This window comes from Thioclava kandeliae, from assembly GCF_040297545.1.
GTDB lineage: Bacteria > Pseudomonadota > Alphaproteobacteria > Rhodobacterales > Rhodobacteraceae > Thioclava > Thioclava kandeliae.
Window position 1 is genome coordinate 112484 of record NZ_JAYWLC010000004.1, and the last position, 22734, is coordinate 135217.

Here is a 22734-nt window from a genome sequence, read left to right on the forward strand (position 1 = left end):
GTCGGCCCGTTTGGTGGTCGACCATCCTGCCCCCACTCTAACACATATTCCTCTACCGCATAGGTGCCATGCGTTTGGCGATGAGGTGAACTGTCTCAGCACCGAGACAGTTCACCTCCAGAAAGTCTGCTCTCAGACCTCCAGCCCCAAGGCCTTGGCCTTGCGATAGAAGGTTGCCCGTCCGATCCCGAGTGCACGGGCGGCAGCTGTCACATTGCCTCCTGTCCGCGCAAGGGCCCGCGCCATCTCGGCGCGCTGCGCATCGGCCAGCCCCAGACGGGGTGCGCCATCCAGAAGGTCCGAGGCGGGCAGCGACCCCATTTGGGCCTCCTCCAGATCGAGCCGCCTGCGCGCCGCACGATTGGCCCCGATCACCAGATCGTCGCGGTCGAGCGCCAGAAGCGCGATCTCCTGCGCACCGGTGCCCTCCTCGGCCAGCGACACGATCCGCGCGCCCTCATAGGCCTGCCGGAACAGCGAGGCCTCGATCCGGCGCGCGGTTTCCTGCACGCTCGAGGCCAAGAGCCGCGCATAGGCCGCATCGAGCGTCTGGCGGGCGGAACTGACATCAATCACTCCCGCCAGAGCGCCCGATGCCCCGAAGATCGGCGCACCGCTACAGCACAGCGCCGTATTGCTCTCGCGGAAATGGTCGTCGCGCCAGATGGTCACGGGGCGTTCCTCGGCGGCACAGGTGCCGATACCGTTGGTGCCCTCGGCCTGTTCCGACCAGTCGGTGCCCGCCACCAGATTGCAGGACTGGAACCCGCCCATATCGGCGGCGCGGATGCGTTCGGCCAGCACCACGCCGCGCGCATCCGACAGGAATACGCTGCACCCTGCATCGGCCACATTGGCGGCAAGCCGGTCCAGATGTGCCTCGGCCAGCCGGATCATCGGCCCCGCCTCTTCCTGCAGAAGCCGCAATTCGCGCGCGCTCAGCCGTTCGCCTCCGGGTCGGACCGAGGGATCGAGTTTGTAATGGATGAAAGACCGTCGCCAACTTGCGGCCACGCCCGGACGGCTGGCGGCGGAGCTGGATGCGATCACCGACTGGATGCGCTCGCTATGGCGCTCCCCGGCATGATGTCTGTCGATACGCAAAATGAAAAGCCTCCCCTCTCTTCCTTGCTGGCACCAAGGATAGGACGGAAGCGCTTTTCATTGCAAACATTGTCTCAACACGGATCGCGCGGAAGGACCGGTGATACGCGCCTGCCAATCACTCCTCGTCGTCGTCGGCCTCGCCCTCGTGGCGCTTACCACGGAAGCCTTGGGCCACCACGAATTTCTCGGAACTGTCGGATCGAGACGCCGGAGGTTTCACATTGGCGACTTTGGTGAAGTTCTTCTTGAGGATGGTGAGAAGCTCGTTCTCGGCCCCGCCCGCCAGAACTTTGGCCACGAAAGTGCCGCCCTCCTCGAGCACATCGAAGGCGAAATAGGCCGCGGCCTCGCACAGCGTGATGATGCGCAGGTGGTCGGTGTTCTGATGGCCCGAGGAGGCCGCCGCCATATCCGACATCACCACATGCGCAGTGCCGCCCAGCCATTCCTTTACCTTGTCATCGGCACCCTCTTCGAGGAAGTCCAGCTGGTGCAGCTCGGCGCCCGCGATGGCATCGATCTCCTGCAGGTCCACCCCCAGCACGGTGCCCACCTTCTTGCCCGATTTCTCGCCAAGCGCGTTCACGCGTTTGACGGCCACCTGACACCAGCCGCCCGGCGCACAGCCCAGATCGACGACCCGCGCGCCCGGTACGAGGAAGCGGTATTTGTCGTCCAGCTCGAGGATCTTGTAGGCCGCGCGCCCGCGATAGCCTTCCTTGCGCGCCCGCACGACATAGGGGTCGTTCAGCTGGCGTTCCAGCCAGAGCGTGGAGCTCAACTTGCGGCCCTTCGCGGTCTTGACCCGCACCCGCAGGTCCCGTTGGCCGCGACCCGAGGTATTCTTGCCCGTAGGTGTCTTGACCATGTCTTACTCCAGTTCTTCAAGGACGCCATCGGCGGCCATCTGTGCATATAATAGGCCCTCGCGCAGGCCACGATCGGCCACGGAAAGCTGGTTGGTGGGCCAGACCCGCATCAGCGCCTGCAAGATCGCAGCCCCCGACATGATCAGCGAATGACGGTCGCGCCCGATCCGCGGGTCGAGCCTGCGGCCGTCCGGTCCGAGTTTCAGGAAGGACCGGATCACCCCGTCAATCTCGGTGGTGTTCATCATCAGCCCGTCAACCCGATTGCGGTCATAGCGACGCAGGCCGAGATGGCAAGCCGCAACCGTGGTTACTGTCCCCGAAGTGCCGATAATCTGGAACCCTTCCTGCGGGCTGCCCGAGGCATAGGGGGTGAAATCGGCCAGCTTCTCCTCGAAAAACCAGCTCATCAGAGCAAAGCGGGCGGCATCATCCTCGACATCGCCATACTGGTCCTTGAGCGTGGCGACGCCCAGCGGCACCGAGATCCAGTCAACGACCCGCGCCGCCGGTCCGGGGAGGTTACTCTGGTCGAAGCCCTGCGCCAGTCGCATGATCGCGCGGGCGCGGTCACCGGGCGGCACATCCTCGAGATCGATCCAGACCAGCTCCGTGGACCCACCGCCGATATCGACCACCAGCACCTGCTCGGTATTGGGGCGCACCAGCGAGCCGCAGGAGATTACCGCAAGGCGCGCCTCCTCTTCCGCCGGAATAATCTCCAGCGGCAATCCGGTTTCGCGCCGGACATAGCGGATGAAATCGCGCGCGTTCCGGGCCCGCCTGCAGGCCTCGGTGGCGACGAGCCGCATCCGCTTCACATGATGTTTGTCGATCTTGCGTCGGCATATCTGCAATGCCTGCACGGTTCGCGCCATGGCAGACCGAGACAACCGGCCGGAGGCTTCGAGCCCCTGACCGAGTTGGACAGCCTTCGAGAAGCTGTCCACCACATGGAACTGAGAGCCCTTCGGACGGGCGATCAGCATGCGGCAGCTATTAGTGCCCAGATCCAGCGCAGCATAAAGCTCGCCGGAATCGGCACTGGGGCGCACGGGGTGCTCTACCGATAGTGTCGGGAACGCGCCCGCAGCCCTGGGACGCTTGGGCGCCATGATTACGCCCTCCGATTTCAAGTTATCTCTAACCTAAACTTTGCACTATGAAGGTGCAAGGGATCGCGGGCGATTTCGCGCAACTCGGGGAGCGGTGCTGCGGCAGGCACGCTCACGCAGGTTTTGACCGAACACGCTTGACCTGTTCACGCGCCTCGGGCAGGTGCGCAGCGACCCGAAACAGAACCGCCGGAAAAGGAGTATCGCATGAGCGAGTCTATCTATAGCCATCTGACCCAGCTGGGGGGCGAGACGAAGCTGCCGACCTCCCCCGATAAGGCGGTGCTGGAGCGCGTGCCCAATCCGCATAAGGGCACCGGATATACGGTGCGCTTCGTGGCGCCCGAATTCACCTCGCTCTGCCCGATGACCGGACAGCCCGATTTCGCACATCTGGTGATCGATTATGTGCCTCGCGACTGGCTAGTGGAATCGAAATCGCTGAAACTCTTCCTCGGTTCGTTCCGCAATCACGGCGATTTCCACGAGGCCTGCACCGTGGGCATCGGCAAACGTCTGGCCGAGACGCTCGATCCCGAATGGCTGCGCATCGGCGGCTACTGGTATCCGCGCGGCGGCATCCCGATCGACGTCTTCTTCCAGACAGGCCCGCAGCCCGAAGGCATTTGGATCCCCGATCAGGGTGTTCCGCCCTATCGCGGTCGCGGCTGAGCAAGATATCGCAAGCTAGAAACCATGGCGCGTCCTGATCGGGGTGCGCCATTTGCGTTCTGCCAATGTGCCTTCGGATACTAGAATTCAACAGTTTGCCAAGTTGACTAAACCTTGAATTGAAAATCGGGGCTACATTATCGACTTATGATAAGCATATTTACAATACCGTAACCTAGCTGATCGACACTCTCCCTAGTCAAGCGCCTGACGGTGGCATTCACCCCACACCTCCGCCATCAGCGCGCAACCATCACCGCCCGGAACCTGTGGCAGCGGGTCCCGGGCGGGGATGCCAACCAGTGATTCTGCCCTCTCCTGAGAACAGGAGAGGAACATGAGAGCCTGCTTATGATAAATTAAGGATATTAATCGCCGCACTGCCGAAAAAGACTGCGGCAGATACAAACAAATTATATGAAATTTAAGAAACAAACCGTTGATTTGCCCAAATTTCGCCCCTCGAAACGGGGGAAATGTGGCAGCAATCTGGCAGCTTTCCCGCAAAACCCCGCGCCCATCGGAGATCGTGTTCAAACCACGGCAAAACCGAGATAAATGCGGCAGGTTTCCTTCCAATTTGCCTTAATATTTATGCAATCGTAAACGAAACGTTTACGCAGAAAGATGCACGTTTTAGCGTGTAGTGGGGTAAAACAACGGGGGAACGCACTGCCATGCGGTTCCAATATCTGCGTAAAGCAGTCGAGCACGAGGGGTCGTGTTCACTGCGCTCAAAAACTGTGCCTTATGGCACGAGAACCAAACGCGTTTTTGCAGGATTGACTGCGGGAACCGCCTTCGCGATTCTGGCTGGTTGTACGGTCGAGCCGGCAAAGGTCAAGCCGTCGGTACGCGCCTCCAGCGCGGCCTTTGCGGCATCACATGACGACATATCGTCGAAAGTGATCCAGCGGGCACCTACAACCGGTATGGCGGGTAACAGCCAGCTGGCAACCGATTTTCTGGAGCTTGGCTTCCAGCTGGAATCGGGTCGCCCACTGGCACAGTTCACGCGCTTCGAGGGACCGATCTCGGTAACGCTCAAGGGCAATGTTCCGCCACGCGCACCGAGCGAATTGGGCACATTGATCTCCCGGTTACAAAGCGAGGCCGGTATTCCGGTGACCGCGAAGCCCGGAAATGCCAACCGGATCAATGTCGAATTCGTTCCGCGCCGCGAAATGAAGGGCCTCGTTCCGGCTGTTGCCTGCTTCGTGACGCCCAATGCGGCCAGCTGGGAAGACTACCGCAAGACACGGCGCACGGCCCTCTCGGACTGGACCCGTGTGACGCAGCGCCGTCAGGCATCGGTCTTCATTCCGGCAGATGTCAGCGCTCAGGAGCTGCATGATTGCCTGAACGAGGAAATCAGTCAGGCCCTCGGACCGCTCAACGATCTCTACCGTATTCCGGATTCAGTCTGGAATGACGATAATTTCGTCTCGACGCTGACACGCCACGACATGACGATCCTGCGCGCTTGGTATGATCCGGCGCTCCACTCGGGCATGAGCCAGCCCGAGGTCATGTCGGCGCTGACCTCGGTTCTGTCGCGCATCAATCCGGCCGGTGGCCAGTTCAGCCGCGTGCTGTCCGATCCGACGCCGCGCAGCTACGAGAATGCTGTCAATCGGGCGATGGGTGCAGGTGGGGCACGGGGCCGTCAGGCCGCTGCCAAACAGGCGATCGAGATTGCCGCAGCTCAGGGCTGGACCGATACGCGTATGGGCTTTGCGTGGTATCTTCTGGGCCGGCTGTCGCTTAACAATCCCGATCAGGCCCTGCAGGCCTATCTACAGGCTTCCGAATATTTCGCCATCACGCCACGCGCCTATATGCAGACCGCCCATACGGATATGCAGCTTGCCGCCTATGCGCTCGGTTCGGGCCGTGCGCAACAGGCCATGCAACTCAGCACCCGTGGCCTGCTAAATGCCAGCCAGTCCGGCAATGGTGAACTCTCGGCCCAGCTGATGACCATCCGCGCCAAGGCGCAGAAGACAGTCGGTTCCAGCCAGATTTTGGCTTTCGCGGACTGAAGGCTATCCTTGCTCCTGACACCGCCGCCATGAAAATGGCGGCGGTGTCATTACGGGTAGCTTTTCGGACCGGATCTGCCAGACTAAGGCACCGGCAGAAGGACCGATCCAGAATGTTCCACCCCTTCCTCGCACAGTTACGTCGCCATCAGGTGCCTGTGTCCCTGCGGGAATACCTGACCTTTCTTGACGGGTTAACGACGGGGCTATGCCTTTATGATCTGGAGGCATTCTATTTCTTCGCGCGAACCTCCCTGGTCAAGAACGAGGCGCATATAGACCGTTTCGATCAGGCGTTTTCCACAAGTTTCCAAGGCGTTGAGGAACTGTCTTTAGAAGATGTCGTAACAGCCCTTGATCTGCCGCAGGACTGGCTGACAAAACTGGCCGAGACCACGCTCACTGATACCGAGAAAGCGGAGATCGCGGGAACGGGCAGTTTCGAGCAGTTGATGGAGACCTTGCGCCAGCGTCTGGAGGAGCAGAAATCCCGCCATCAAGGGGGCAATAAATGGGTGGGCACTGCGGGGCGCTCGCCTTTTGGCGCCTATGGATACAACCCTGAAGGGGTGCGGATCGGGCAGGATAGATCCCGCGAAAAACGGGCTGTAAAAGTCTGGGACCGAAGGGAATTCCGGAATTTCGATGACAGTCTCGAACTGGGGACGCGCAATATCAAGGTCGCGCTGCGCAGGCTCCGGCAATGGGTCCGCGAGGGGGCTGAGGCCGAACTTGACCTCGACCACACGATCCGCGCCTCGGCGGATGCGGGCTATATCGATGTGAAAACCCGCCCCGAACGACGCAACGGCGTGAAACTTCTTCTGTTTCTGGATGTCGGCGGATCGATGGATGCGCATGTGGCGATGGTGGACGAACTGTTCTCGGCCCTGAAGACCGAATTTCGTCAGTTCCGGCATTTCTACTTCCATAACTGCCTCTATGAGGAGGTCTGGACCGAAAACCGCCGCCGCTTCACCGACAAGATCCCGACCTGGGACATCCTCAACCAGTATGGTTCCGATTATCGCTGTATCTTTGTAGGCGATGCCGCCATGTCTCCCTATGAGATCGCCATCAAAGGCGGCGCGAACGAACACTGGAACGAGGAAACCGGCGAGGTCTGGCTACGCCGCGCCCGCAGCCAATGGCCGCGCCATATCTGGCTCAACCCCGCGCCCGATCGCTACTGGGAACATACCCGATCCACTGCCATGATCTCCGATATCTTTGATAACCGTATGTTTCCTCTCACATTGGAGGGAATAACCCGAGCCACGAAGGCCCTCTCATGAAAACCCGTTTGCGCCGCTGCCAACGGATCTGGTGCCGCCATAGGCTTCTGTCGATCGTCTTCCTGCTGGCGGTCGTCCTCACGGCCAATTTCGCATGGCATACGATCGACCGTGCAATCTACTGGGCCGATCCCGACCATCACGAGCGCAGCCCCGAAAGCTGGATGACGCCACGCTATATCGCGCGCTCATGGGATCTCCCACAATCACAGGTCGAGGCGCTTTTGCAGCTGTCGGGCGCCACATCTCCCCAGCGCAAACAACGCCTGCGGGATCTGGCGCGTGCCGAGGGGATCCCTGTCGACGAGCTGATCGCCCGCCTGCAATCGGGCTTGGCCAGATCGGCGCAGGATACACGCCCATGACGCAGGAGCTGACCGACGAGCTTCTTTTGCTACTGCCGGTCTGGGGACCGTGGCTGGTGGCACTTGTCACCTTCTGCAGCTGCCTCGCGCTGCCGGTGCCTGCCTCGCTCGTGATGCTGGCCGGTGGCGCCTTCGTGGCCTCGGGCGATCTGCATCTGTGGAGCCTCGCCCCTGCCGCTCTGGGCGGTGCGCTGGCCGGAGACCGCAGCGGCTATGCGATCGGGCGGCTTCTGGCGCGCCGTCTGCCCGAACCGGAGAGCAAGCGCGCCCGCCTGATGGCCAAAGCCATCACCCGTCTCGACCGCAATGGCGGCTGGGCGATCTTCCTGTCTCGCTGGTTGTTCTCGCCCTTGGGGCCCTATGTCAATTTCGCCGCAGGCACCGCGCGTTATCCGCGCCACAGGTTCTGGGTGGCGTCCATTGCCGGTGAGACGGTCTGGGTGACGCTCTATCTCGGGCTCGGTATGCTCTTCGGCGCCAATCTGTCTGCGGCCGCCGATCTGGCTGGCAGCATGATCGGCACGATTGCCGCGGCCACCGTAGCCGTTTTGCTGGGCCGCTGGCTCTGGCACTCTGTCCGGCGTAAGGTGGATGAAACCGGCGCGGAGGCCCCCGCGTCCCAACCGATCGGATCACTTCGCGAATGACCCGCCTTCTGGTTCTGCTCCTGCCCGTTATCGTAGCGGTTGTGATGTGGAAATATTCCGCATGGTCGGGGGCGCGTAGCCTCGACCGCAACTCGACGCGCCTGCGTGATCCTGCGCTACTGGCACTGGTGGACAGGCTGGCCGCTGCGATGGAGCTGGACCATATCCCTGTCCATATCCACGAGACGCCGGTGGTCAACGGGCTGGCCGCGCCCGACGGACGGGTGTTCCTGACGCGCGGATTCCTGCGCCGCTATGAGGCGGGCGAGGTCACGGGCGAGGAGCTGATCTCGGTGGTGGCGCACGAGCTGGGGCATGTAGCGCTCGGTCATTCAAAACGGCGGATGATCGACTTTTCGGGCCAGAACCTGATCCGGATGCTGCTTACGACCGTTCTGGGGCGCCTGATTCCCGTGATCGGGCCGCTGATTGCCAATATGGCGACCAAGGCGCTGGCCGCGCGGCTCAACCAGCAGGATGAATACGAGGCCGACGAGTTTGCCACAGCCCTTCTGATCAAGGCAGGCTTCAGCGCCGATCCGCAGATCAGCCTTTTCGAGAAACTCGATGCTTTGACCCAGCAAGGCCCACGGATGACACCCGCCTGGCTGCTGACCCATCCCGAGACCCACCGGCGGATCGAGATGATCCGCACGAATGTGGCAAAATGGACCGGACCACGCCTCTCGAAGCCGTGAAATTTGTTACATTTTCAGGAATCAGACGGTAGTCTGGGCGTGAGGAAAGCGGACAGGCCCATGGATCACCAAGACACTCCCTTGCGCCCGCTAGGAAAACGGCGGGTCTTTTATATTCCCGGCTATGACCCGTTCCCGCCGCGCCGCTACCGCGAACTGTACCGGCGCGAAAGCACCGCTCAGGCGCGGATCTCGGGCTACGAGATCCACCAGAAAGCCAGTCGCGAGGGGGGCAAATACGGCTGGCAGGTCCACTCGACGCAAGACGGCCATTCTGTCGAGGCGCTGGTCGAGGTGCTGCTATGGTCCGATATTGTGCGCGGCTCGATGGGCTCGTCGATCCTTGCAACCTACATGCAGCTGCTGCGCACTGCCTTTCTCTATATCGGCTCGGGGGCGCTCTTCCGGCTGATGCGGCTACGCAACGGGCCGGTTCTGGCCGCGCTCTATCCGGTAGTGGCTCTTTTGGTGCAGCTCATCGCTGTGATGGCGGCGGCGGGAGCGCTCTATTGGGGGCTTGCCACTCTGGCCCGCATGATCGCGCCCGCCTGGCCGCTGCACGGGCTGGCGCTGGTGCCCGCAATCGGCGTGGTGATTTTCGGGCTACGCTGGTTCCGTGCGCATGATAACCGCTTCTATGCCTATTACCTGATGCATGATTATGCCTTCACGGCACGCTGGAACGGGGCCTACCCGCCTGCCCTCGAGGACCGGATCGAGGTCTTTGCCGACCGCATCGCACAGGCACTGGAGGAGGATTGGGACGAGGTTCTGGTGGTGGGCCATAGTTCGGGCGCGCATGTGGCGATCTCTGTTCTGGCCGCGCTCGACCGGCGCGCTGTGTCGGGCGCAGCCCTCTCGCTCCTGACGCTGGGCCATGTGGTGCCGATGGTCAGTTTCCTGCCCCGTGCGCAGCGGCTCCGGCGCGACCTGCATGATCTCAGCGCCACGAGCCGCCTCACATGGGTCGATGTCACCGCGATGGGCGATGGCTGCACCTTCGCGCTGGTCGATCCCGCAGGGGTGACAGGCGTCGCACCCGAGAAGCAGACCGGACCGCTGGTCTTCTCCGCAGCCTTCTCGCAATCGCTGAGCCCCGAACGCTGGAAGGCCGACAGACGACGCTATTTCCAGCTCCATTTCCAGTATCTCTGCGCCTTTGATCGCGTGCAGGATTACGATTACTTCCGCATCACGGCCGGCCCGCTGACGCTGGCGCAACGCTATGGTGCCCGAGCGCATTCCCCAAGCCGCCTATCCGCGTCGGTCAACCGCTACCGGTCTATGTCATGAGCCCGCCCAAACCAGCCCCACGTCCCGACCGCGTATCTTTGTGGCGCTATTTCCAGCTCTTCCGGCAGGACATCCTCTCGGCGCAGCCCGCACGGCTTTACCGTGCCAAGATGGCCGAATTCCGCACGCCCTTCTTCCGCTCCTATTTCTGCAACACGCCCGAACTGGTGGATCTGGTGCTGCGCCAGCGTCCGCGCGATTTTCCGAAATCGGACCGCATCCGCGAGGGGCTGGCCCCTTTGCTGCGCAATTCGGTCTTTGTGACCAATGGCGAGACATGGGCCCGCCAGCGCCGTATCATCGATCCGGCCTTCGAGGGCGGCAAGCTTCATCACAGCTTCCCCGATATGTGGCAGGCAGGGCGTAACTGCGTGAACCGCCTTGCAAAGAACACCTCGGAAAGTCTTGATATAGAACCGGAAACATCCCATGTCGCGGCGGATGTGATCTTCCGCACGCTGTTCTCCATCCCGATCGAGGACAAGACGGCGGCCCGCGTCTTCGAGAGCTTCCGAGCGCATCAGAATTCGGCTCCGGTGGTCAATCTGGCGGCCCTTCTGCCGCTGCCGCGCTGGCTGCCGCGCCCGCATTCGCGCAAGACATTGCAGACCGCCAGAGTGATCCGCCAGCTGATCGAGACCCTCACCCGAAGACGCGCCGAGGCGATCCGTGCAGGCACAGCCCCCGATGATCTGGCCACCAAGATCATGACGATGGAAGACCCGCAGACAGGCACGCGGCTGAGCACCGGCGAGATGGTCGATCAGGTGGCGATCTTCTTTCTGGCGGGGCATGAGACGTCGGCCTCGGCACTGGCCTGGGCGCTCTATCTGCTGGCGACCCATCCCGAGTGGCAGGAACGTGTGGCCATTGAGGCCGCCACCCTGCCCGACACCGGGGCCGCGCCGCCGATGGGAGTGCTCAAACAGCTCAAGATCTCGCGCGCCGTCTTCCGCGAGGCGATGCGGCTCTATCCGCCCGTGCCGATGTTTGTGCGTGAGGCCACCTGCCCCGAGACCTTCCGCGAGCGTGAGGTAAAACCCGGCTCGCAGATTGTCATCTCGCCCTGGCATCTGCACCGGCATGAAGGGCTGTGGGAGAACCCCGACGGGTTCGATCCTGCCCGCTGGGAAACCGAGAACGGCAAAACATGCGCACGTTCTGCCTATATCCCGTTCTCCGCCGGTGCGCGGGTCTGCCCCGGCGCGGGATTTGCCATGGCCGAGGGCGTGCTGATCCTGTCGATGATCTTGCAAAGGTTCCGGCTCGAGGCCCATTGCGACCGCATCCCCGAGCCTGCGGCCCAGCTGACGGTGCGCAGCCGCAACGGCATCTGGCTGACGCTGAGCCCGCGCCAGTAAAAAGCCGCCCCGAGGGGCGGCTTTCCCTTATTCTCCGGCAACACGCTCGGCCTGTCGCGCCCTGCCCGAAGGTTTCCCCTCGACCATGTCCTCAAGGCTCATCCCGCGCGTTTCAGTCACCATCTTCCAGACGATGAAGAAGGAGATCAGTGCGAAACCCGCATAGAGGCTATAAGCCAGATCGAGCCCGATGGCCGAAAGCACGGGGAAAGTCGTGGAGACCACGAAATTCGCAAGCCAGTTGGCTGCACCGCCCACACCCAGCGCCATACCGCGGATCTTGTTGGGGAACATCTCGCCCAACAGCACCCACATGACAGGGCCCCAGCTGGCACCGAAGCCGATGATGAAGACATTGGCCATGACCAACGCCACAGGCCCCCACGGATCGGGCAGCGACACGGCGCCGTCGGTCACATTAGCGTGACTGAAGGCCAGCGCCATCACCCCGAGCGACACAGTCATCAGCGCCGAGCCCCATAGAAGCAGCGTCTTGCGGCCCACACGGTCGATCAGCAGGATGGCGATGATGGTGGCCACGATATTCACGATCGAGGAAAAGACCGAGATCATGAAGCTATCGCTCTCCTGGAAGCCCACCGACTGCCAGAGCGTGGTCGAATAGTAGAAGATAACGTTTATCCCAACGAGCTGCTGGAAGACCGCGATCAGGATACCTACCCAGACAATCGGGCGGAACAGGAAGGCGCCGCCCGTCAGATCGGCAAAGCTCTTGCTATCCTCGCGTTGCAGGGTCTCACGGATCTTGGAGATCTTGCTGTCGAGACGCTCGCGGCGGACACCGACGATGGTTTCCAGAATGCCGCGCGCTTCCTCGGTGCGGTCCTTCTCGACCAGATAGCGCGGGCTTTCCGGCAGGCGCAGCGCCAGCACCCCATAGAGGATCGCAGGGATCAGTTCGGAGAGGAACATCCAGCGCCAAGCTTCCATACCGAACCAGAGCGTGCCCGCGGCACTCCCTGCAACGCGCGCCACCACCGCGCTGACCAGAAGTGCCACGAAGATGCCCGAGACGATGGCCATCTGCTGCATCGTGCCCAACCGGCCCCGCTCATCCTTGGGCGCTACTTCGGCAATATAGGCAGGCGCGATCACCGAGGCAAAGCCCACGCCGATGCCGCCCACAAAGCGCCACAGGATCAAATCCCATTGCCCGAATGCGATCCCCGATCCAAGCGCCGAGATCGACAGGAGCGCCGAGGCGATCATCATCGTCTTCACGCGCCCGAATTTATCGGAGCAGACCCCCGCATACCACGCGCCCGCCATCGCGCCGAGAAGCGCACAAGACACGGTAAAGCCAATGGCCGCTGCCGAGAGATCGAAGCCATTGCGCACGGCGTCGACTGCGCCATTGATGATCGAGCTGTCATAGCCAAACAGGAAACCGCCAAGCGCTGCGGTGCAGGCAATCATCAATAGCTTACCGGACATTACTCCGTCGTCCGAATTATCGTTCATAATACTCCTCCTCCACCTCAAATACGTGCCCGAGACAGTCACCACGGGCGTTCACGGTGTTTGGAGCATCAATTGATGTGCTAGCTCAAAAGGTCAAGGCGAGTGCCCGGTCAGAGAGGCCTCAAGTGATAAAAACGCTGTCAACACCGCCAGTTATCGGGCGATGTTGTTACATTTTCTTACAAATCCCGCTCCTGCCGGATCAGAGATCGTAGATCGCGCTGAACTTCTCTTCGAGATAATCCAGAAGCGGTGTCTCGTCAGGGGTAAATCCGCAGGCGGTGCGGATCGTCTCGACCGGCTCGCGTAGCCCCCCATGGCGCTGCAGATTCTCGCGCAGCCAGTCGGTTGCCGGCGCGGCATGCCCCTCGGCCAGCGATGTATCGAGATCAGGCACGGACCCGCGGAGCGATTTCATCAGACAGCCCGCATAGAGATTGCCCAGAGCATAGGTCGGGAAATAGCCAAACAGCCCCACCGGCCAATGCACATCCTGCAAGAACCCGTTCGAGGGCTTATCGACCACCAGCCCGAAATCGGCCTTGAAACGGGTGTTCCATGCCTCTTCCAGATCCATGACATCCAGCTTGCCCGAGATCAGGTCCCGCTCAAGATCGAATCGCATCATGATATGCAGATTGTAGTGCAGCTCGTCGGCCTCGGTGCGGATATAGCCGGGCGCCACACGGTTGGCGGTGGCGAAGAACGCGTCTGCATCCGCAACACCGAAATCGCCGAACATCTCGGTCATGCGCTGATAGAGCCAGCCGGTAAAGGCGCGCGAGCGGCCCAGCTGGTTCTCGTAGATCCGGCTCTGGCTCTCGTGGACCCCCATCGACACACCCGCGCCGAGCGGCGTGAAATTATAGGCCTGATCGATGGCCTGTTCGTAGCAGGCATGGCCCGTCTCGTGGATTGTCGAGTAGATATTATTGAACGGGTCGCGCTCGACCACACGGGTGGTGATGCGCACATCATTGCCCGAGCCGGTCGAGAACGGATGCACTGCCAGATCCATCCGGCCCCGCGTCCAGTCATAGCCGAAGGCAGAGGCGCAGATCCGCGAGAGCCGCATCTGCGCCTGTTCGGGGAAGACATGATCGAGGGCGGCAGGCTTGACCGAAGACCCCGCCACCCGCTCGCACAGATCCACCAGACGCGGGCGCATCCGGTCGAACACGCGGCCGATTTCCTTGGCGGAGGTGCCGGGCTCGTAGGCTTCGAGGAGCGCGTCATAAGGGTCACGCCCGTCTGACAGCGCCTGCGCCTCCTCGCGTTTGAGCCGCACGACCTCTTCAAACATCGGCAGGAAGGCCGAAGGATCCTCTGCCGCGCGCGCATCGGCCCAGATCCCTTGGGAGAGCGAGGTCAGGCGGGCCAGCTCGGAGGCCAGCCGCGCCGGAATACGCATCGCACGGTTATAGTCGCGCGAGGCCATATCCAGCACACGCGCTTCCACCTCGTTGCGGGCCTCGGCGCGGGCCAGCCAGTCGGATATACGCGGATCGGTGCGCCGCGCATGCAAGATCGCCTCCAGGGCCCCCGTCTCTTCCGCCCGGTCATCGGCGGCACCGCGCGGCATCACCGTTTCCTGATCCCAAGACAGCCGCTGGGCGATCTTCTCGAAGGCTGCGGTTTCACGCAGATGCGACAGCAGGTCTTGATAGGCAGTCATACGGGTCAGGCTCCTCTGACGGATTGCACCACCGGATAGCGCGCATGGAAGCGTGCACGGATGATCAGCACCCACAAGATCACAGCCCCGAACTGGTGCGCAAGGCCCAGCGGCATCGGCGCGGCATGCATCACCGTGACGATCCCGAGGATGACTTGCAGAACCAGCATCGCGCCCATCGCCATGAAGGCCCCGCGCGTGTTGGGATGCGCCGATTTACGCGCTTTCAGCACGGTAACCAGCCCGAAGACGAACAGCAGATAGGCCACCATCCGGTGCACGAATTGCACCATGCCGGGATTCTCGAAGAAGTTCTTCCAGAGCGGATGGTAATTGAGCGCGTCCGAGGGGAAGAACTGTCCGTTCATCCACGGCCAGTCGATATAGCCACGCCCTGCATCGATACCCGCAACCAATGCACCCAGCAGGATCTGCAGAAAGGCTAGATGCATCACGCCGGTGCCCATGCCGAACAGCTTGCGCTCGCCCATCCGCCGGGCCTGCAACAGTTCGCCCTCGCGGCGCGAGAGCTGCAGGCAGAACCATGCGATGGTGCCAAGGATGATGAAGGCAATGCCCAGATGCGTCGCCAAACGGTAGGAGGCCACGGCAACCATTTGCCCCGACAGGCCCGAATGGACCATCCACCAGCCGATTGCCCCCTGCAGCCCGCCAAGCGCGCCCAGCCCCAGAAGTTTCGGCACCCATCCCTTGGGAATACGCCCCGCGACAAGGAAGCCGAAGAAGCCAAGCGCCCAGACCATACCGATCAAACGGCCAAGGTTGCGATGCGCCCATTCCCACCAGAAGATGCCCTTGAAGCCTTCCAGCGTCATATTCGGGTTCACCAGCTCGTATTGCGGGATCTGTTTGTAATTGTCGAATTCGGCCTGCCACTGGGTCTCGTTCATCGGCGGCAGTGCCCCCGAGATCGGTTTCCACTCGGTGATCGACAGCCCGCTATCGGTCAGACGTGTCGCGCCCCCGAGCGCGATCATGCACACCACAAGCGCGAAGATCACGATCAGCCAGGCGCGGATCCATTTGCGCGCGCCTTTGGGCTGGCGGTCGATCATCCCGCCCTTCGGCTCGGCACGGGTCTGGGTGGCATCGGCCACGTCCTCGAAAATGCTGCGTTTCTGGCTCATCAAGGCTCTCCTTCAGTCGCCGCGCAAACTAGGCGGGTGGCGGGCCGCATTCAAGCACCATTCCGCCGATCACCGGCCGCTATCGTAGCTGTGAGCCCCTGCGCTCAGAGAACCTGATGCAGGAGCGCTACCGCCGTGCAGCCACCAAAGAGCACGATCAGCTTTCCGGCCGTCTGCATCCCCAGATGCAGGGCTTTCGACTGCCAGCGCGAGAGATCGTCAAACATTTCCTGCAGCCGCCCCTGACGGCCCAGCCGGAACATCCACAGATGAAGCCCCGCATCCAGCACGATCATCGCCACACAGAGCACCGCCCAAAAGGCGGGATGCAGCAGGATCGGAACTATCTGTGCCATCACCGGTCTCCCTCCAGTGCCGGCCCAGACCGGACCGGTTTACCCCTTGCCGCGCAGAAGCTGCTTGAGCGCCCCGTGCAGCGTCTGGACCTCGGACCGCGTCATCGCGAACCGTGTCCACATATTGCGCATATTGCGCTTCATCATCGGCGCCTTCTCCGGCGGGTAGAAAAACCCTGCCTCCTCCAGTCGGCCCTCGATGTGATCTCCCCATGCCTCGACATCGCCCGCGCTGGCCGGATCATGGCCCGCCAGCCCCGGAGCAATCTCCTCCGCCTCCAGAATATGTCGCGAATACTCGTAGGAGGTCAACAGCACAGCTTGCCCGAGGTTCAGGGAAAAGAATTCGGGATTGGTGGGAATGGTGATGATGGCATTCGCACGGATGATATCGTCATTCTCCAGACCCGTGCGTTCGGGGCCGAAAAGCACGGCCACTTTCTGCCCTGCCTGAATGCGGCGATGCGCCTCGACCATTGCAGTCTCGGGCGTGTAGATGGGCTTGGGCAGTTCGCGCCCGCGCGCCGTGGTCGCAAAGACGAAATCGCAATCGGCCACAGCGTCTGCCACGCTGTCGAACACGCCCGCATGATCCAGCACACGCCCCGCCGCGCCAGAGGCCATCGCCACTGCTTTCGGGTTCGGCCAGCCATCGCGCGGCTCGACGATGCGCATCTTGTTGAGCGTGAAGTTCAGCATGGCCCGGGCGGCCGCACCGATATTCTCCCCCATCTGCGGACGCACCAGAACCATATGCGGCTGGTTGGGCTTCGGGGCATTTTTCGTATCGGCGGCTTGATCGATCATCACGGGCTCCTTTTACAACGCCTCCCATAAGCCCATCGCAAAGCTCTTTCAAGCAAGCGGCTCCTGCGCTATGAGGGCACAAACCATTTTCCGGCCCGGGATGAGGGCCGATGCAGTCAAGGACATACCATGGCAGACGAAGATCGCCCGCAAATCTACCTGCTGACGCCCACGAGCTTCGAGCCGGAGACGTTCCTGCCCAAACTCAAGGCGGTGCTCGACGCGCATGACATCGCCTGTATCCGCCTTTGCCATGCCTCCAAGGACGAGGCCGAACTAGGCCGGATCGCCGATGCCATGCGCGAGATCGCCCATGCCAAGGATGTGGCATTGGTGATCGACAGCCATATCCATCTGGTCGAGCGCCATGGCCTTGACGGCGTGCATCTGACCGATGGCGCGCGCACCGTGCGCCATGCCCGCAAGGAGCTGGGCGAGGATGCGATCGTGGGGGCCTATTGCGGCACCCAGCGGCATGACGGCATGAATGCGGGCGAGGCCGGCGCCGATTACATCTGCTTCGGTCCGATCGGCGAGAGCGCGCTCGGCACCGGCGCACGCGCCGAATTCGACCTGTTCCAGTGGTGGTCCGAGGTGATCGAGGTGCCGGTGGTGGCCGAAGGCGCGCTGACCATCGAACTCGTCCAGCAATTCGCGCCCGTCTCCGACTGGTTCGCCTTCGGCGACGAGATCTGGAAGACCGAGGATCCGGTGGCCACCCTCGGCACGTTCATCGCGGCAATGGGCTGAACCATGGTCACGCGCACCGAAGACACCACGATCCAGCGCGACGGTCCGATGGGCGACTGGGGCGCGTTCATGCATTCGGAACTGCGCGTGGACCGCGCCGATCTGGCGAGCCATATCCGCCAGCTCGAGGGCGAGCGTCTGGTGATCGCCGTGGCGGGCGCGCCGGGCTCGGGAAAATCGCGCCTCGCAAAAGAGATCTGCGACGCGCTCAACGCCAAAGCCCCCGCCTCTGCCGCCATCCTGCCGATGGACGGGTTCCACCGCTCCAATGACTGGCTCGATGCGCATGGCCTGCGCCCGCGCAAGGGCGCACCCGAAACCTTCGATACGACAGGTTTTGCCGCACTCCTGCAAAAGGCGCGCTTGGCCGGCCAGCCGCTGAGCGTGCCGACCTTCGACCGGGATACAGATGCGGTGATTCCCGCAGGCTGCGAGATCGGAGCACAGACGCGCATCATCATCACCGAGGGCAATTACCTGCTCCTCAACCGCGACGGCTGGCGCGATCTCTTCCCGCTTTTCGATCTGACGATCCGGCTGCATGTGCCCGAAGACGAACTCCGCGACCGCCTCACCCGCCGCTGGAAGAAATACGGCTTGCCCGCTGATGAAATCACGCGCCGCGTCGAAGAGAACGACCTGCCCAATGGCCGTATCCTGCTGACCGAAGGCCGCGCCGCCGATCTGCGCGTTCTCGATTACATCTGATTTCCAGCGTCCCCAAATATCCTCGGGGGTTGAATGCCGGCTCCCGCAGGGAGAATGGAAGAAGGGGGCGCGAGCGCCCCCTTTTTATTCCATCCCCGAACACATGCCGCTCAGATCGGCTCGATATCGCCCTCGGCACGATTGGCGTGGAAATCGGCGACAAACGCCTTGAATGTCCCCGCCTCGATCGCATCGCGCATCCCCTGCATAAGATCCTGATAATAATGCAGGTTGTGCCATGTCAGCAGCATCCCCGAGATCATCTCGTTCGAGCGGAAGACATGGTGCAGATAGGCGCGCGAGTAATTGCGGCAGGCAGGGCAGCCGCAGTTTTCATCCAGCGGGCGCGGGTCATCGCGGTGACGCGCGTTCTTGATGTTGATCTGCCCGTGGCGGGTCCAGGCCTGGCCCGTGCGCCCCGAGCGCGAGGGCAGCACGCAATCCATCATATCGACGCCGCGCTCGACCGCGCCCACGATATCGTCGGGCTTGCCCACACCCATCAGATAGCGCGGCTTGTCGGTCGGCAGGAAATCGGTGGCATAGTCCAGCACGCCAAACATCGCCTCCTGCCCCTCGCCCACGGCCAGACCGCCAATGGCATAGCCGTCAAAACCGATACCGGTCAGCGCTTTGGCCGACTCCTCGCGCAGCTCGGGCGTCACACCGCCCTGCATGATACCAAACAGCGCATGGCCCGGACGGTCACCGAAGGCGTCTTTGGACCGCTGCGCCCATCGCATGGACAGCTGCATCGCGCGGGCCACTTCCTTATCGGTTGCCGGTAGCGCGGGGCATTCGTCGAAACACATCACAATGTCAGACCCCAGAAGCTTCTGGATCTCCATCGAGCGTTCGGGGCTCAGCATATGTTTGGAGCCGTCAACATGGCTCGAGAAGGTTACGCCCTCTTCGGTCAGCTTGCGCAGCCCTGCCAGAGACATGACCTGGAACCCGCCCGAATCCGTCAGGATCGGTTTTTGCCAGTTCATGAATTTGTGCAAGCCCCCGAGCGCGGCCACACGTTCGGCAGTGGGACGCAGCATCAGGTGATAGGTATTGCCCAGCAGGATATCGGCACCGGTTGCGGCCACGGATTCGGGCATCATGCCCTTCACGGTCGCTGCCGTCCCTACCGGCATGAAGGCAGGTGTGCGGATCTCACCGCGCGGGGTATGGATCACCCCCTTACGGGCCGCACCATCCGTCGACTGAAGCTCGAAGCTGAATTTTTCTGTCATCACCTGTCTCCTTGCGCAGCCCCCATAGGCCGAATGCGGGCATTTGAAAAGCATCTCCTGCAGGGCAATATGAAAACGGGGCCAAAGCGGCCCCGTTTCGCGCATTTCCGGCAGGTTTCAGGCGATGTTCTGGCTCATGGCCTTCACCGCACGCGGCGCGGTCAGACCGGCAATCGCCAACAGCACGACCGCGGGCACAAGCGCGAAGGTCCAGCCAAAGGCGCCATGACCCAGCCCGCCTGCGATCCCGCCCAGCACGAAGGCCGCAACAAGTTGCACGAAGAGCATCAGCCGCGCGCGGTCGAACCCGTCCTCGCAGCTCTCGCGACCGCGCCCGTATAGCCCGCGCCCGATCTCGATTCCCATATCGGTCAGCAGACCTGTGGCATGGGTGGTGCGGATCCGCGCGCCCGAGATACGGGTGATGGTGGCATTCTGCAGCCCCATAATAAAGGCCAGAAGACCCAACCCCACATGCCCCTCCCAGGGCTGTGGCAGGATCTCGGCGCTGGACAGAACCGCCATCAGCAGCGCCTGCAGCGCAAGCGGCGCATAATAGGTGAGCCGCGAGTGACGGGTAAAGCCGCGCGCGATCATGGCCGAAGCCAGCGCCGCCCCCGAAACAAACAGGACCAGCACACAGAAGCTGAGCAGCACAAGCCGCATATTATGGGCTACCAGACTGCCCGCCATCTGCGACAGATGGCCCGTCATATGCGAGGCATACTGGCTCATCATAAGAAATGCGCCCGCATTGAGCGAGCCGGAGATCAGCGCAAGAACGATCCCGAGCCAGCGATCGGCTTCGGGGGCACGGCGATGGGCGGTGAACAGGCGCATCGCTTTCAGGGAGGCGTTTCTATGAGGCATGGGCAAACCCTCGATGAAGTTGCGGGGAGGTTGGAGGACCATTCCCATCATGTCGGGAGTATTTTCGCGCGGGCAAGAGTGTCCCTGCGTCGGATATGCGGCGGTGCAGCAAATTCCCGCCAAAGGTGTAAGATTGAGGCATCAATATGCCGGTATCAAAAAACCTTATCCAGTATTTCCATGAACTTATCGTGATGATAACGCAACCAGAGGTTATCTGCTCTCGGTTTTCATCTGCCAGCGCCCGCTTTCCTCGGACCAGTATTGCGCCTTGGCACCGGCCTGCGTGAACTCTTTCCACTGGGCGCGTGCGGTTGCGAGCGCCTCGTGGTCATGGCCGTCGAACAGGATCCAGACACGCTCGTGGCGGTCCAGCTCCTCGGGGGTCACGGCAGCCCCGTCGACACTGAGCACTGCCTGACGTCCCTCGCCCATGGGCGAGGTCGACAGCAGGACCGGTTGCAGCGCGTCATATGCGCCCCCCGACAGCCCGTGCGGCAGGAAGCCTTCCGGCCCGCCCATCTCCCACAAGCTGCGGTCATACCATTGCATCCGTTCGGGATGCGTGCCGCGCAACTCTATCTTCCATCCCTGATCGAGCGCGCGGGTCGCCAGATTGACCACCACTTCCGGCACCGAGGACTGGGTGACATGATAGAACAGCGCAGCCCCCATCGATCAGCCCTCGAACTTCTCGGCAATCAGCCGGTTGAGCGTCATCACGCCCCAGCCGGTCGGGCCTTTCGGTGCGAGCTCCGTCTCGGAGGGCGGCAGCGCCACGCCTGCGATATCGATATGGCACCACGGTACATCCGCCTCGACAAAGCGCTTGAGGAAGGCCGCCGCCGTGATCGAACCGGCCGCGCGACCGCCGGTGTTCTTGATATCTGCCAGACGCGATTTGATCAGCTTGTCATAGGCGGGCTGCAAGGGCAGCGGCCATGCGCCCTCGCCCTCGAGTTTTGCCGCCTTGAGCACGGCCTCGGAGAAGCTCTCGTTATTGGTGAACACGCCCGCATTCTCGTGCCCGAGCCCCACGATCACGGCCCCCGTCAACGTTGCCAGATCGATCATCGCCGAGGGCGCGAAATGCTCCTGCGCATACCAGAGCACATCGGCCAGCACGAGGCGGCCTTCGGCATCGGTATTGATCACCTCGATGGTCACGCCCTTGGCCGAGGTCACGATATCGCCCGGACGCTGGGCCTTCCCGTCGGGCATGTTCTCGACGAGGCCGACCAGACCCACCACATTGGCCCGCGCCTTGCGCAGCGCGAGCGTGCGCATGACGCCCGCCACCGTGCCCGCGCCGCCCATATCCATGGTCATCTCTTCCATACCCGCGCCCGGCTTGAGGGAAATCCCGCCGGTATCGAACACCACGCCCTTACCGATCAGCGCCAGCGGCGGCTCGTCCCCTCCGCCATTCCATTTCATGACTACAACCTTGGAAGGGCTTTCCGAGCCCTGCCCCACAGCCAGAAGCGCGCGCATCCCGAGCGCCTCCAGATCGGCCTCCTCGAGGATCTCGACATCGAGCCCCAGCTCCTGCATCGCCGCCAGACGGGCGGCAAAATCGGAGGTGGTCAGGATATTGGCGGGCTCGTTCACCAGATCGCGGGTAAAGAACACCCCTTCGGCCAAGGCGGCCATCGGCGCGCTTTCCTGCGCCAGCTTCTCGGGGTTCGTCGCCATGAAGCGCACAGCCCCATAGGCGGGTGTCTCGGTGCTGTGGTAATCGAAGCGGTAGGCCCGCAATGCCAGCCCGAAGGAAATCTCCGCCGCGCGCACCTGACCTTCGACGAGCACGGTCGCGCCCTTCTCCCCCAGAGCTCTGGCGATTGTGGCGCCCGCCTTGCGGGCAACCGCCACATCGGCGCGGCGCGGCAATTGCACCAGAAGCACCAGCTCGGCCTCCATCCCCGAGGGCCATTCGAGCCGAAGCGCGGCCCCTGCCTCCAGCTTGGCAAACGCCTCCGAGTCCGCCGCGCGCTTGAGCGCCCCGCGCGTCAGCCGGTTCACCCGCCGCCCCGCGAGCCCCAGATTGCGTCCGGCCTCGGCAAAGACGACCACCAGACCGGGCGCGGTCTCGAGCGCGTCCAGATCTGTTTCGGTGAAGCTGATGGCAACGGGGTCGGTCATGGTGGTCTCCCTTTTGGTCCACGGTTGGCCCGACCCTACAAAGCTTCGGAGGGATTGAAAAGCGGATGCGGCAAAGCGGTGGAGCGCAGGA

The 22734-nt window shown here is 62.4% G+C and carries 22 protein-coding genes; 10 read left to right on the forward strand and 12 right to left on the reverse strand.

Going from position 1 to position 22734, the window contains the following annotated elements; translation table 11 throughout:
* Nucleotides 1–132 precede the first annotated feature (132 nt).
* From VSX56_RS06685 to VSX56_RS06695, 3 genes are all read right to left on the reverse strand, one after another.
* Complete coding sequence (locus VSX56_RS06685; protein WP_350935815.1) at nucleotides 133–1104, reverse strand: helix-turn-helix domain-containing protein; 972 nt, start codon at nucleotides 1102–1104, stop codon at nucleotides 133–135.
* Nucleotides 1105–1222: 118 nt separating this feature from the next.
* A complete protein-coding gene (locus tag VSX56_RS06690) occupies nucleotides 1223–1975 on the reverse strand; it encodes an RlmE family RNA methyltransferase (RefSeq protein WP_339112657.1) in 753 nt (250 codons plus the stop codon).
* Nucleotides 1976–1978: 3 nt separating this feature from the next.
* Complete coding sequence (locus VSX56_RS06695; protein WP_339112658.1) at nucleotides 1979–3091, reverse strand: Ppx/GppA phosphatase family protein; 1113 nt, start codon at nucleotides 3089–3091, stop codon at nucleotides 1979–1981.
* A 207-nt stretch (nucleotides 3092–3298) separates the two neighbouring features.
* On the opposite strand from VSX56_RS06695, the gene queF reads away from it, so the two are divergent.
* From queF to VSX56_RS06735, 8 genes are all read left to right on the forward strand, one after another.
* Complete coding sequence (gene queF, locus VSX56_RS06700) at nucleotides 3299–3763, forward strand: preQ(1) synthase (protein WP_350935818.1); 465 nt, start codon at nucleotides 3299–3301, stop codon at nucleotides 3761–3763.
* Between the two features lie 782 nt (nucleotides 3764–4545).
* Nucleotides 4546–5805, forward strand: coding sequence for a DUF2927 domain-containing protein (locus tag VSX56_RS06705; RefSeq protein WP_350935820.1), 1260 nt, complete (start codon nucleotides 4546–4548; stop codon nucleotides 5803–5805).
* A 113-nt stretch (nucleotides 5806–5918) separates the two neighbouring features.
* Nucleotides 5919–7100, forward strand: a complete 1182-nt coding sequence (locus VSX56_RS06710) for a vWA domain-containing protein (protein WP_350935822.1) — start codon at nucleotides 5919–5921, stop codon at nucleotides 7098–7100.
* Entirely contained in the window at nucleotides 7097–7465 is a 369-nt protein-coding gene (locus tag VSX56_RS06715) for a hypothetical protein (protein ID WP_350935824.1), read from the forward strand. The genes VSX56_RS06710 and VSX56_RS06715 overlap by 4 nt, the downstream gene beginning before the upstream one ends.
* Nucleotides 7462–8112, forward strand: coding sequence for a DedA family protein (locus VSX56_RS06720; RefSeq protein WP_350935827.1), 651 nt, complete (start codon nucleotides 7462–7464; stop codon nucleotides 8110–8112). The genes VSX56_RS06715 and VSX56_RS06720 overlap by 4 nt, the downstream gene beginning before the upstream one ends.
* Nucleotides 8109–8810, forward strand: a complete 702-nt coding sequence (locus tag VSX56_RS06725; RefSeq protein WP_350935829.1) for a M48 family metallopeptidase — start codon at nucleotides 8109–8111, stop codon at nucleotides 8808–8810. The genes VSX56_RS06720 and VSX56_RS06725 overlap by 4 nt, the downstream gene beginning before the upstream one ends.
* Before the next feature lie 60 nt (nucleotides 8811–8870).
* A complete protein-coding gene (locus tag VSX56_RS06730; protein ID WP_350935831.1) occupies nucleotides 8871–10103 on the forward strand; it encodes a hypothetical protein in 1233 nt (410 codons plus the stop codon).
* Nucleotides 10100–11464 carry a cytochrome P450 gene (locus VSX56_RS06735; RefSeq protein WP_350935834.1) on the forward strand — a complete coding sequence of 455 codons (1365 nt, stop codon included), beginning with the start codon at nucleotides 10100–10102 and terminating at the stop codon, nucleotides 11462–11464. The genes VSX56_RS06730 and VSX56_RS06735 overlap by 4 nt, the downstream gene beginning before the upstream one ends.
* 27 nt (nucleotides 11465–11491) lie before the next feature.
* Here the strand turns inward: VSX56_RS06735 and VSX56_RS06740 are convergent, their stop codons facing one another.
* From VSX56_RS06740 to VSX56_RS06760, 5 genes are all read right to left on the reverse strand, one after another.
* Nucleotides 11492–12946 (reverse strand): sugar porter family MFS transporter, encoded by a 1455-nt coding sequence (locus VSX56_RS06740; RefSeq protein ID WP_339112667.1) that lies wholly within the window; start codon nucleotides 12944–12946, stop codon nucleotides 11492–11494.
* A 202-nt stretch (nucleotides 12947–13148) separates the two neighbouring features.
* Complete coding sequence (locus VSX56_RS06745; protein ID WP_350935837.1) at nucleotides 13149–14621, reverse strand: carboxypeptidase M32; 1473 nt, start codon at nucleotides 14619–14621, stop codon at nucleotides 13149–13151.
* 5 nt (nucleotides 14622–14626) lie between these two features.
* Complete coding sequence (gene ctaA, locus VSX56_RS06750) at nucleotides 14627–15769, reverse strand: heme A synthase (RefSeq protein ID WP_339112669.1); 1143 nt, start codon at nucleotides 15767–15769, stop codon at nucleotides 14627–14629.
* Between the two features lie 104 nt (nucleotides 15770–15873).
* Nucleotides 15874–16125: a hypothetical protein gene (locus tag VSX56_RS06755; RefSeq protein ID WP_339112670.1), complete on the reverse strand. Its 252-nt coding sequence runs from the start codon at nucleotides 16123–16125 to the stop codon at nucleotides 15874–15876.
* Between the two features lie 39 nt (nucleotides 16126–16164).
* Complete coding sequence (locus tag VSX56_RS06760) at nucleotides 16165–16932, reverse strand: RNA methyltransferase (RefSeq protein ID WP_339112671.1); 768 nt, start codon at nucleotides 16930–16932, stop codon at nucleotides 16165–16167.
* A gap of 129 nt (nucleotides 16933–17061) precedes the next feature.
* Here VSX56_RS06760 and VSX56_RS06765 point away from each other — a divergent pair, with 129 nt between their 5' ends.
* Together VSX56_RS06765 and VSX56_RS06770 are read left to right on the forward strand one after the other, a co-directional pair.
* Nucleotides 17062–17682 (forward strand): thiamine phosphate synthase, encoded by a 621-nt coding sequence (locus VSX56_RS06765; RefSeq protein WP_350935841.1) that lies wholly within the window; start codon nucleotides 17062–17064, stop codon nucleotides 17680–17682.
* A gap of 3 nt (nucleotides 17683–17685) precedes the next feature.
* On the forward strand, nucleotides 17686–18390 hold the full coding sequence (locus tag VSX56_RS06770) for a nucleoside/nucleotide kinase family protein (RefSeq protein ID WP_350935843.1): 705 nt from the start codon (nucleotides 17686–17688) through the stop codon (nucleotides 18388–18390).
* Nucleotides 18391–18500: 110 nt separating this feature from the next.
* On the opposite strand, the gene tgt is transcribed toward VSX56_RS06770, so the two are convergent.
* The 4 genes from tgt to VSX56_RS06790 form a co-directional block, all read right to left on the reverse strand.
* The gene (tgt, locus tag VSX56_RS06775; RefSeq protein ID WP_350935845.1) at nucleotides 18501–19631 is read right to left on the reverse strand and encodes a tRNA guanosine(34) transglycosylase Tgt; all 1131 of its coding nucleotides are present in this window, start codon (nucleotides 19629–19631) and stop codon (nucleotides 18501–18503) included.
* Nucleotides 19632–19748: 117 nt separating this feature from the next.
* Nucleotides 19749–20501, reverse strand: coding sequence for a YoaK family protein (locus VSX56_RS06780; RefSeq protein WP_339112675.1), 753 nt, complete (start codon nucleotides 20499–20501; stop codon nucleotides 19749–19751).
* Between the two features lie 213 nt (nucleotides 20502–20714).
* Nucleotides 20715–21176 carry a DNA polymerase III subunit chi gene (locus VSX56_RS06785; RefSeq protein ID WP_339112676.1) on the reverse strand — a complete coding sequence of 154 codons (462 nt, stop codon included), beginning with the start codon at nucleotides 21174–21176 and terminating at the stop codon, nucleotides 20715–20717.
* A gap of 3 nt (nucleotides 21177–21179) precedes the next feature.
* Nucleotides 21180–22643 carry a leucyl aminopeptidase gene (locus VSX56_RS06790; RefSeq protein ID WP_339112677.1) on the reverse strand — a complete coding sequence of 488 codons (1464 nt, stop codon included), beginning with the start codon at nucleotides 22641–22643 and terminating at the stop codon, nucleotides 21180–21182.
* Nucleotides 22644–22734: the final 91 nt, after the last annotated feature.

Excerpts from the sequence above, each read along its gene's own strand:
- VSX56_RS06725 (WP_350935829.1), top strand. The coding sequence starts at position 8,109 with ATGACCCGCCTTCTGGTTCTGCTCCTGCCCGTTATCGTAGCGGTTGTG.
- VSX56_RS06690 (WP_339112657.1), bottom strand. The coding sequence starts at position 1,975 with ATGGTCAAGACACCTACGGGCAAGAATACCTCGGGTCGCGGCCAACGG.
- ctaA (WP_339112669.1), bottom strand. The coding sequence starts at position 15,769 with ATGAGCCAGAAACGCAGCATTTTCGAGGACGTGGCCGATGCCACCCAG.
- VSX56_RS06770 (WP_350935843.1), top strand. The coding sequence starts at position 17,686 with ATGGTCACGCGCACCGAAGACACCACGATCCAGCGCGACGGTCCGATG.
- VSX56_RS06735 (WP_350935834.1), top strand. The coding sequence starts at position 10,100 with ATGAGCCCGCCCAAACCAGCCCCACGTCCCGACCGCGTATCTTTGTGG.
- VSX56_RS06740 (WP_339112667.1), bottom strand. The coding sequence starts at position 12,946 with ATGAACGATAATTCGGACGACGGAGTAATGTCCGGTAAGCTATTGATG.
- VSX56_RS06745 (WP_350935837.1), bottom strand. The coding sequence starts at position 14,621 with ATGACTGCCTATCAAGACCTGCTGTCGCATCTGCGTGAAACCGCAGCC.
- VSX56_RS06695 (WP_339112658.1), bottom strand. The coding sequence starts at position 3,091 with ATGGCGCCCAAGCGTCCCAGGGCTGCGGGCGCGTTCCCGACACTATCG.
- VSX56_RS06790 (WP_339112677.1), bottom strand. The coding sequence starts at position 22,643 with ATGACCGACCCCGTTGCCATCAGCTTCACCGAAACAGATCTGGACGCG.
- tgt (WP_350935845.1), bottom strand. The coding sequence starts at position 19,631 with ATGACAGAAAAATTCAGCTTCGAGCTTCAGTCGACGGATGGTGCGGCC.
- queF (WP_350935818.1), top strand. The coding sequence starts at position 3,299 with ATGAGCGAGTCTATCTATAGCCATCTGACCCAGCTGGGGGGCGAGACG.
- VSX56_RS06765 (WP_350935841.1), top strand. The coding sequence starts at position 17,062 with ATGGCAGACGAAGATCGCCCGCAAATCTACCTGCTGACGCCCACGAGC.
- VSX56_RS06710 (WP_350935822.1), top strand. The coding sequence starts at position 5,919 with ATGTTCCACCCCTTCCTCGCACAGTTACGTCGCCATCAGGTGCCTGTG.
- VSX56_RS06760 (WP_339112671.1), bottom strand. The coding sequence starts at position 16,932 with ATGATCGATCAAGCCGCCGATACGAAAAATGCCCCGAAGCCCAACCAG.
- VSX56_RS06780 (WP_339112675.1), bottom strand. The coding sequence starts at position 20,501 with ATGCCTCATAGAAACGCCTCCCTGAAAGCGATGCGCCTGTTCACCGCC.
- VSX56_RS06720 (WP_350935827.1), top strand. The coding sequence starts at position 7,462 with ATGACGCAGGAGCTGACCGACGAGCTTCTTTTGCTACTGCCGGTCTGG.
- VSX56_RS06755 (WP_339112670.1), bottom strand. The coding sequence starts at position 16,125 with ATGGCACAGATAGTTCCGATCCTGCTGCATCCCGCCTTTTGGGCGGTG.
- VSX56_RS06715 (WP_350935824.1), top strand. The coding sequence starts at position 7,097 with ATGAAAACCCGTTTGCGCCGCTGCCAACGGATCTGGTGCCGCCATAGG.
- VSX56_RS06730 (WP_350935831.1), top strand. The coding sequence starts at position 8,871 with ATGGATCACCAAGACACTCCCTTGCGCCCGCTAGGAAAACGGCGGGTC.
- VSX56_RS06785 (WP_339112676.1), bottom strand. The coding sequence starts at position 21,176 with ATGGGGGCTGCGCTGTTCTATCATGTCACCCAGTCCTCGGTGCCGGAA.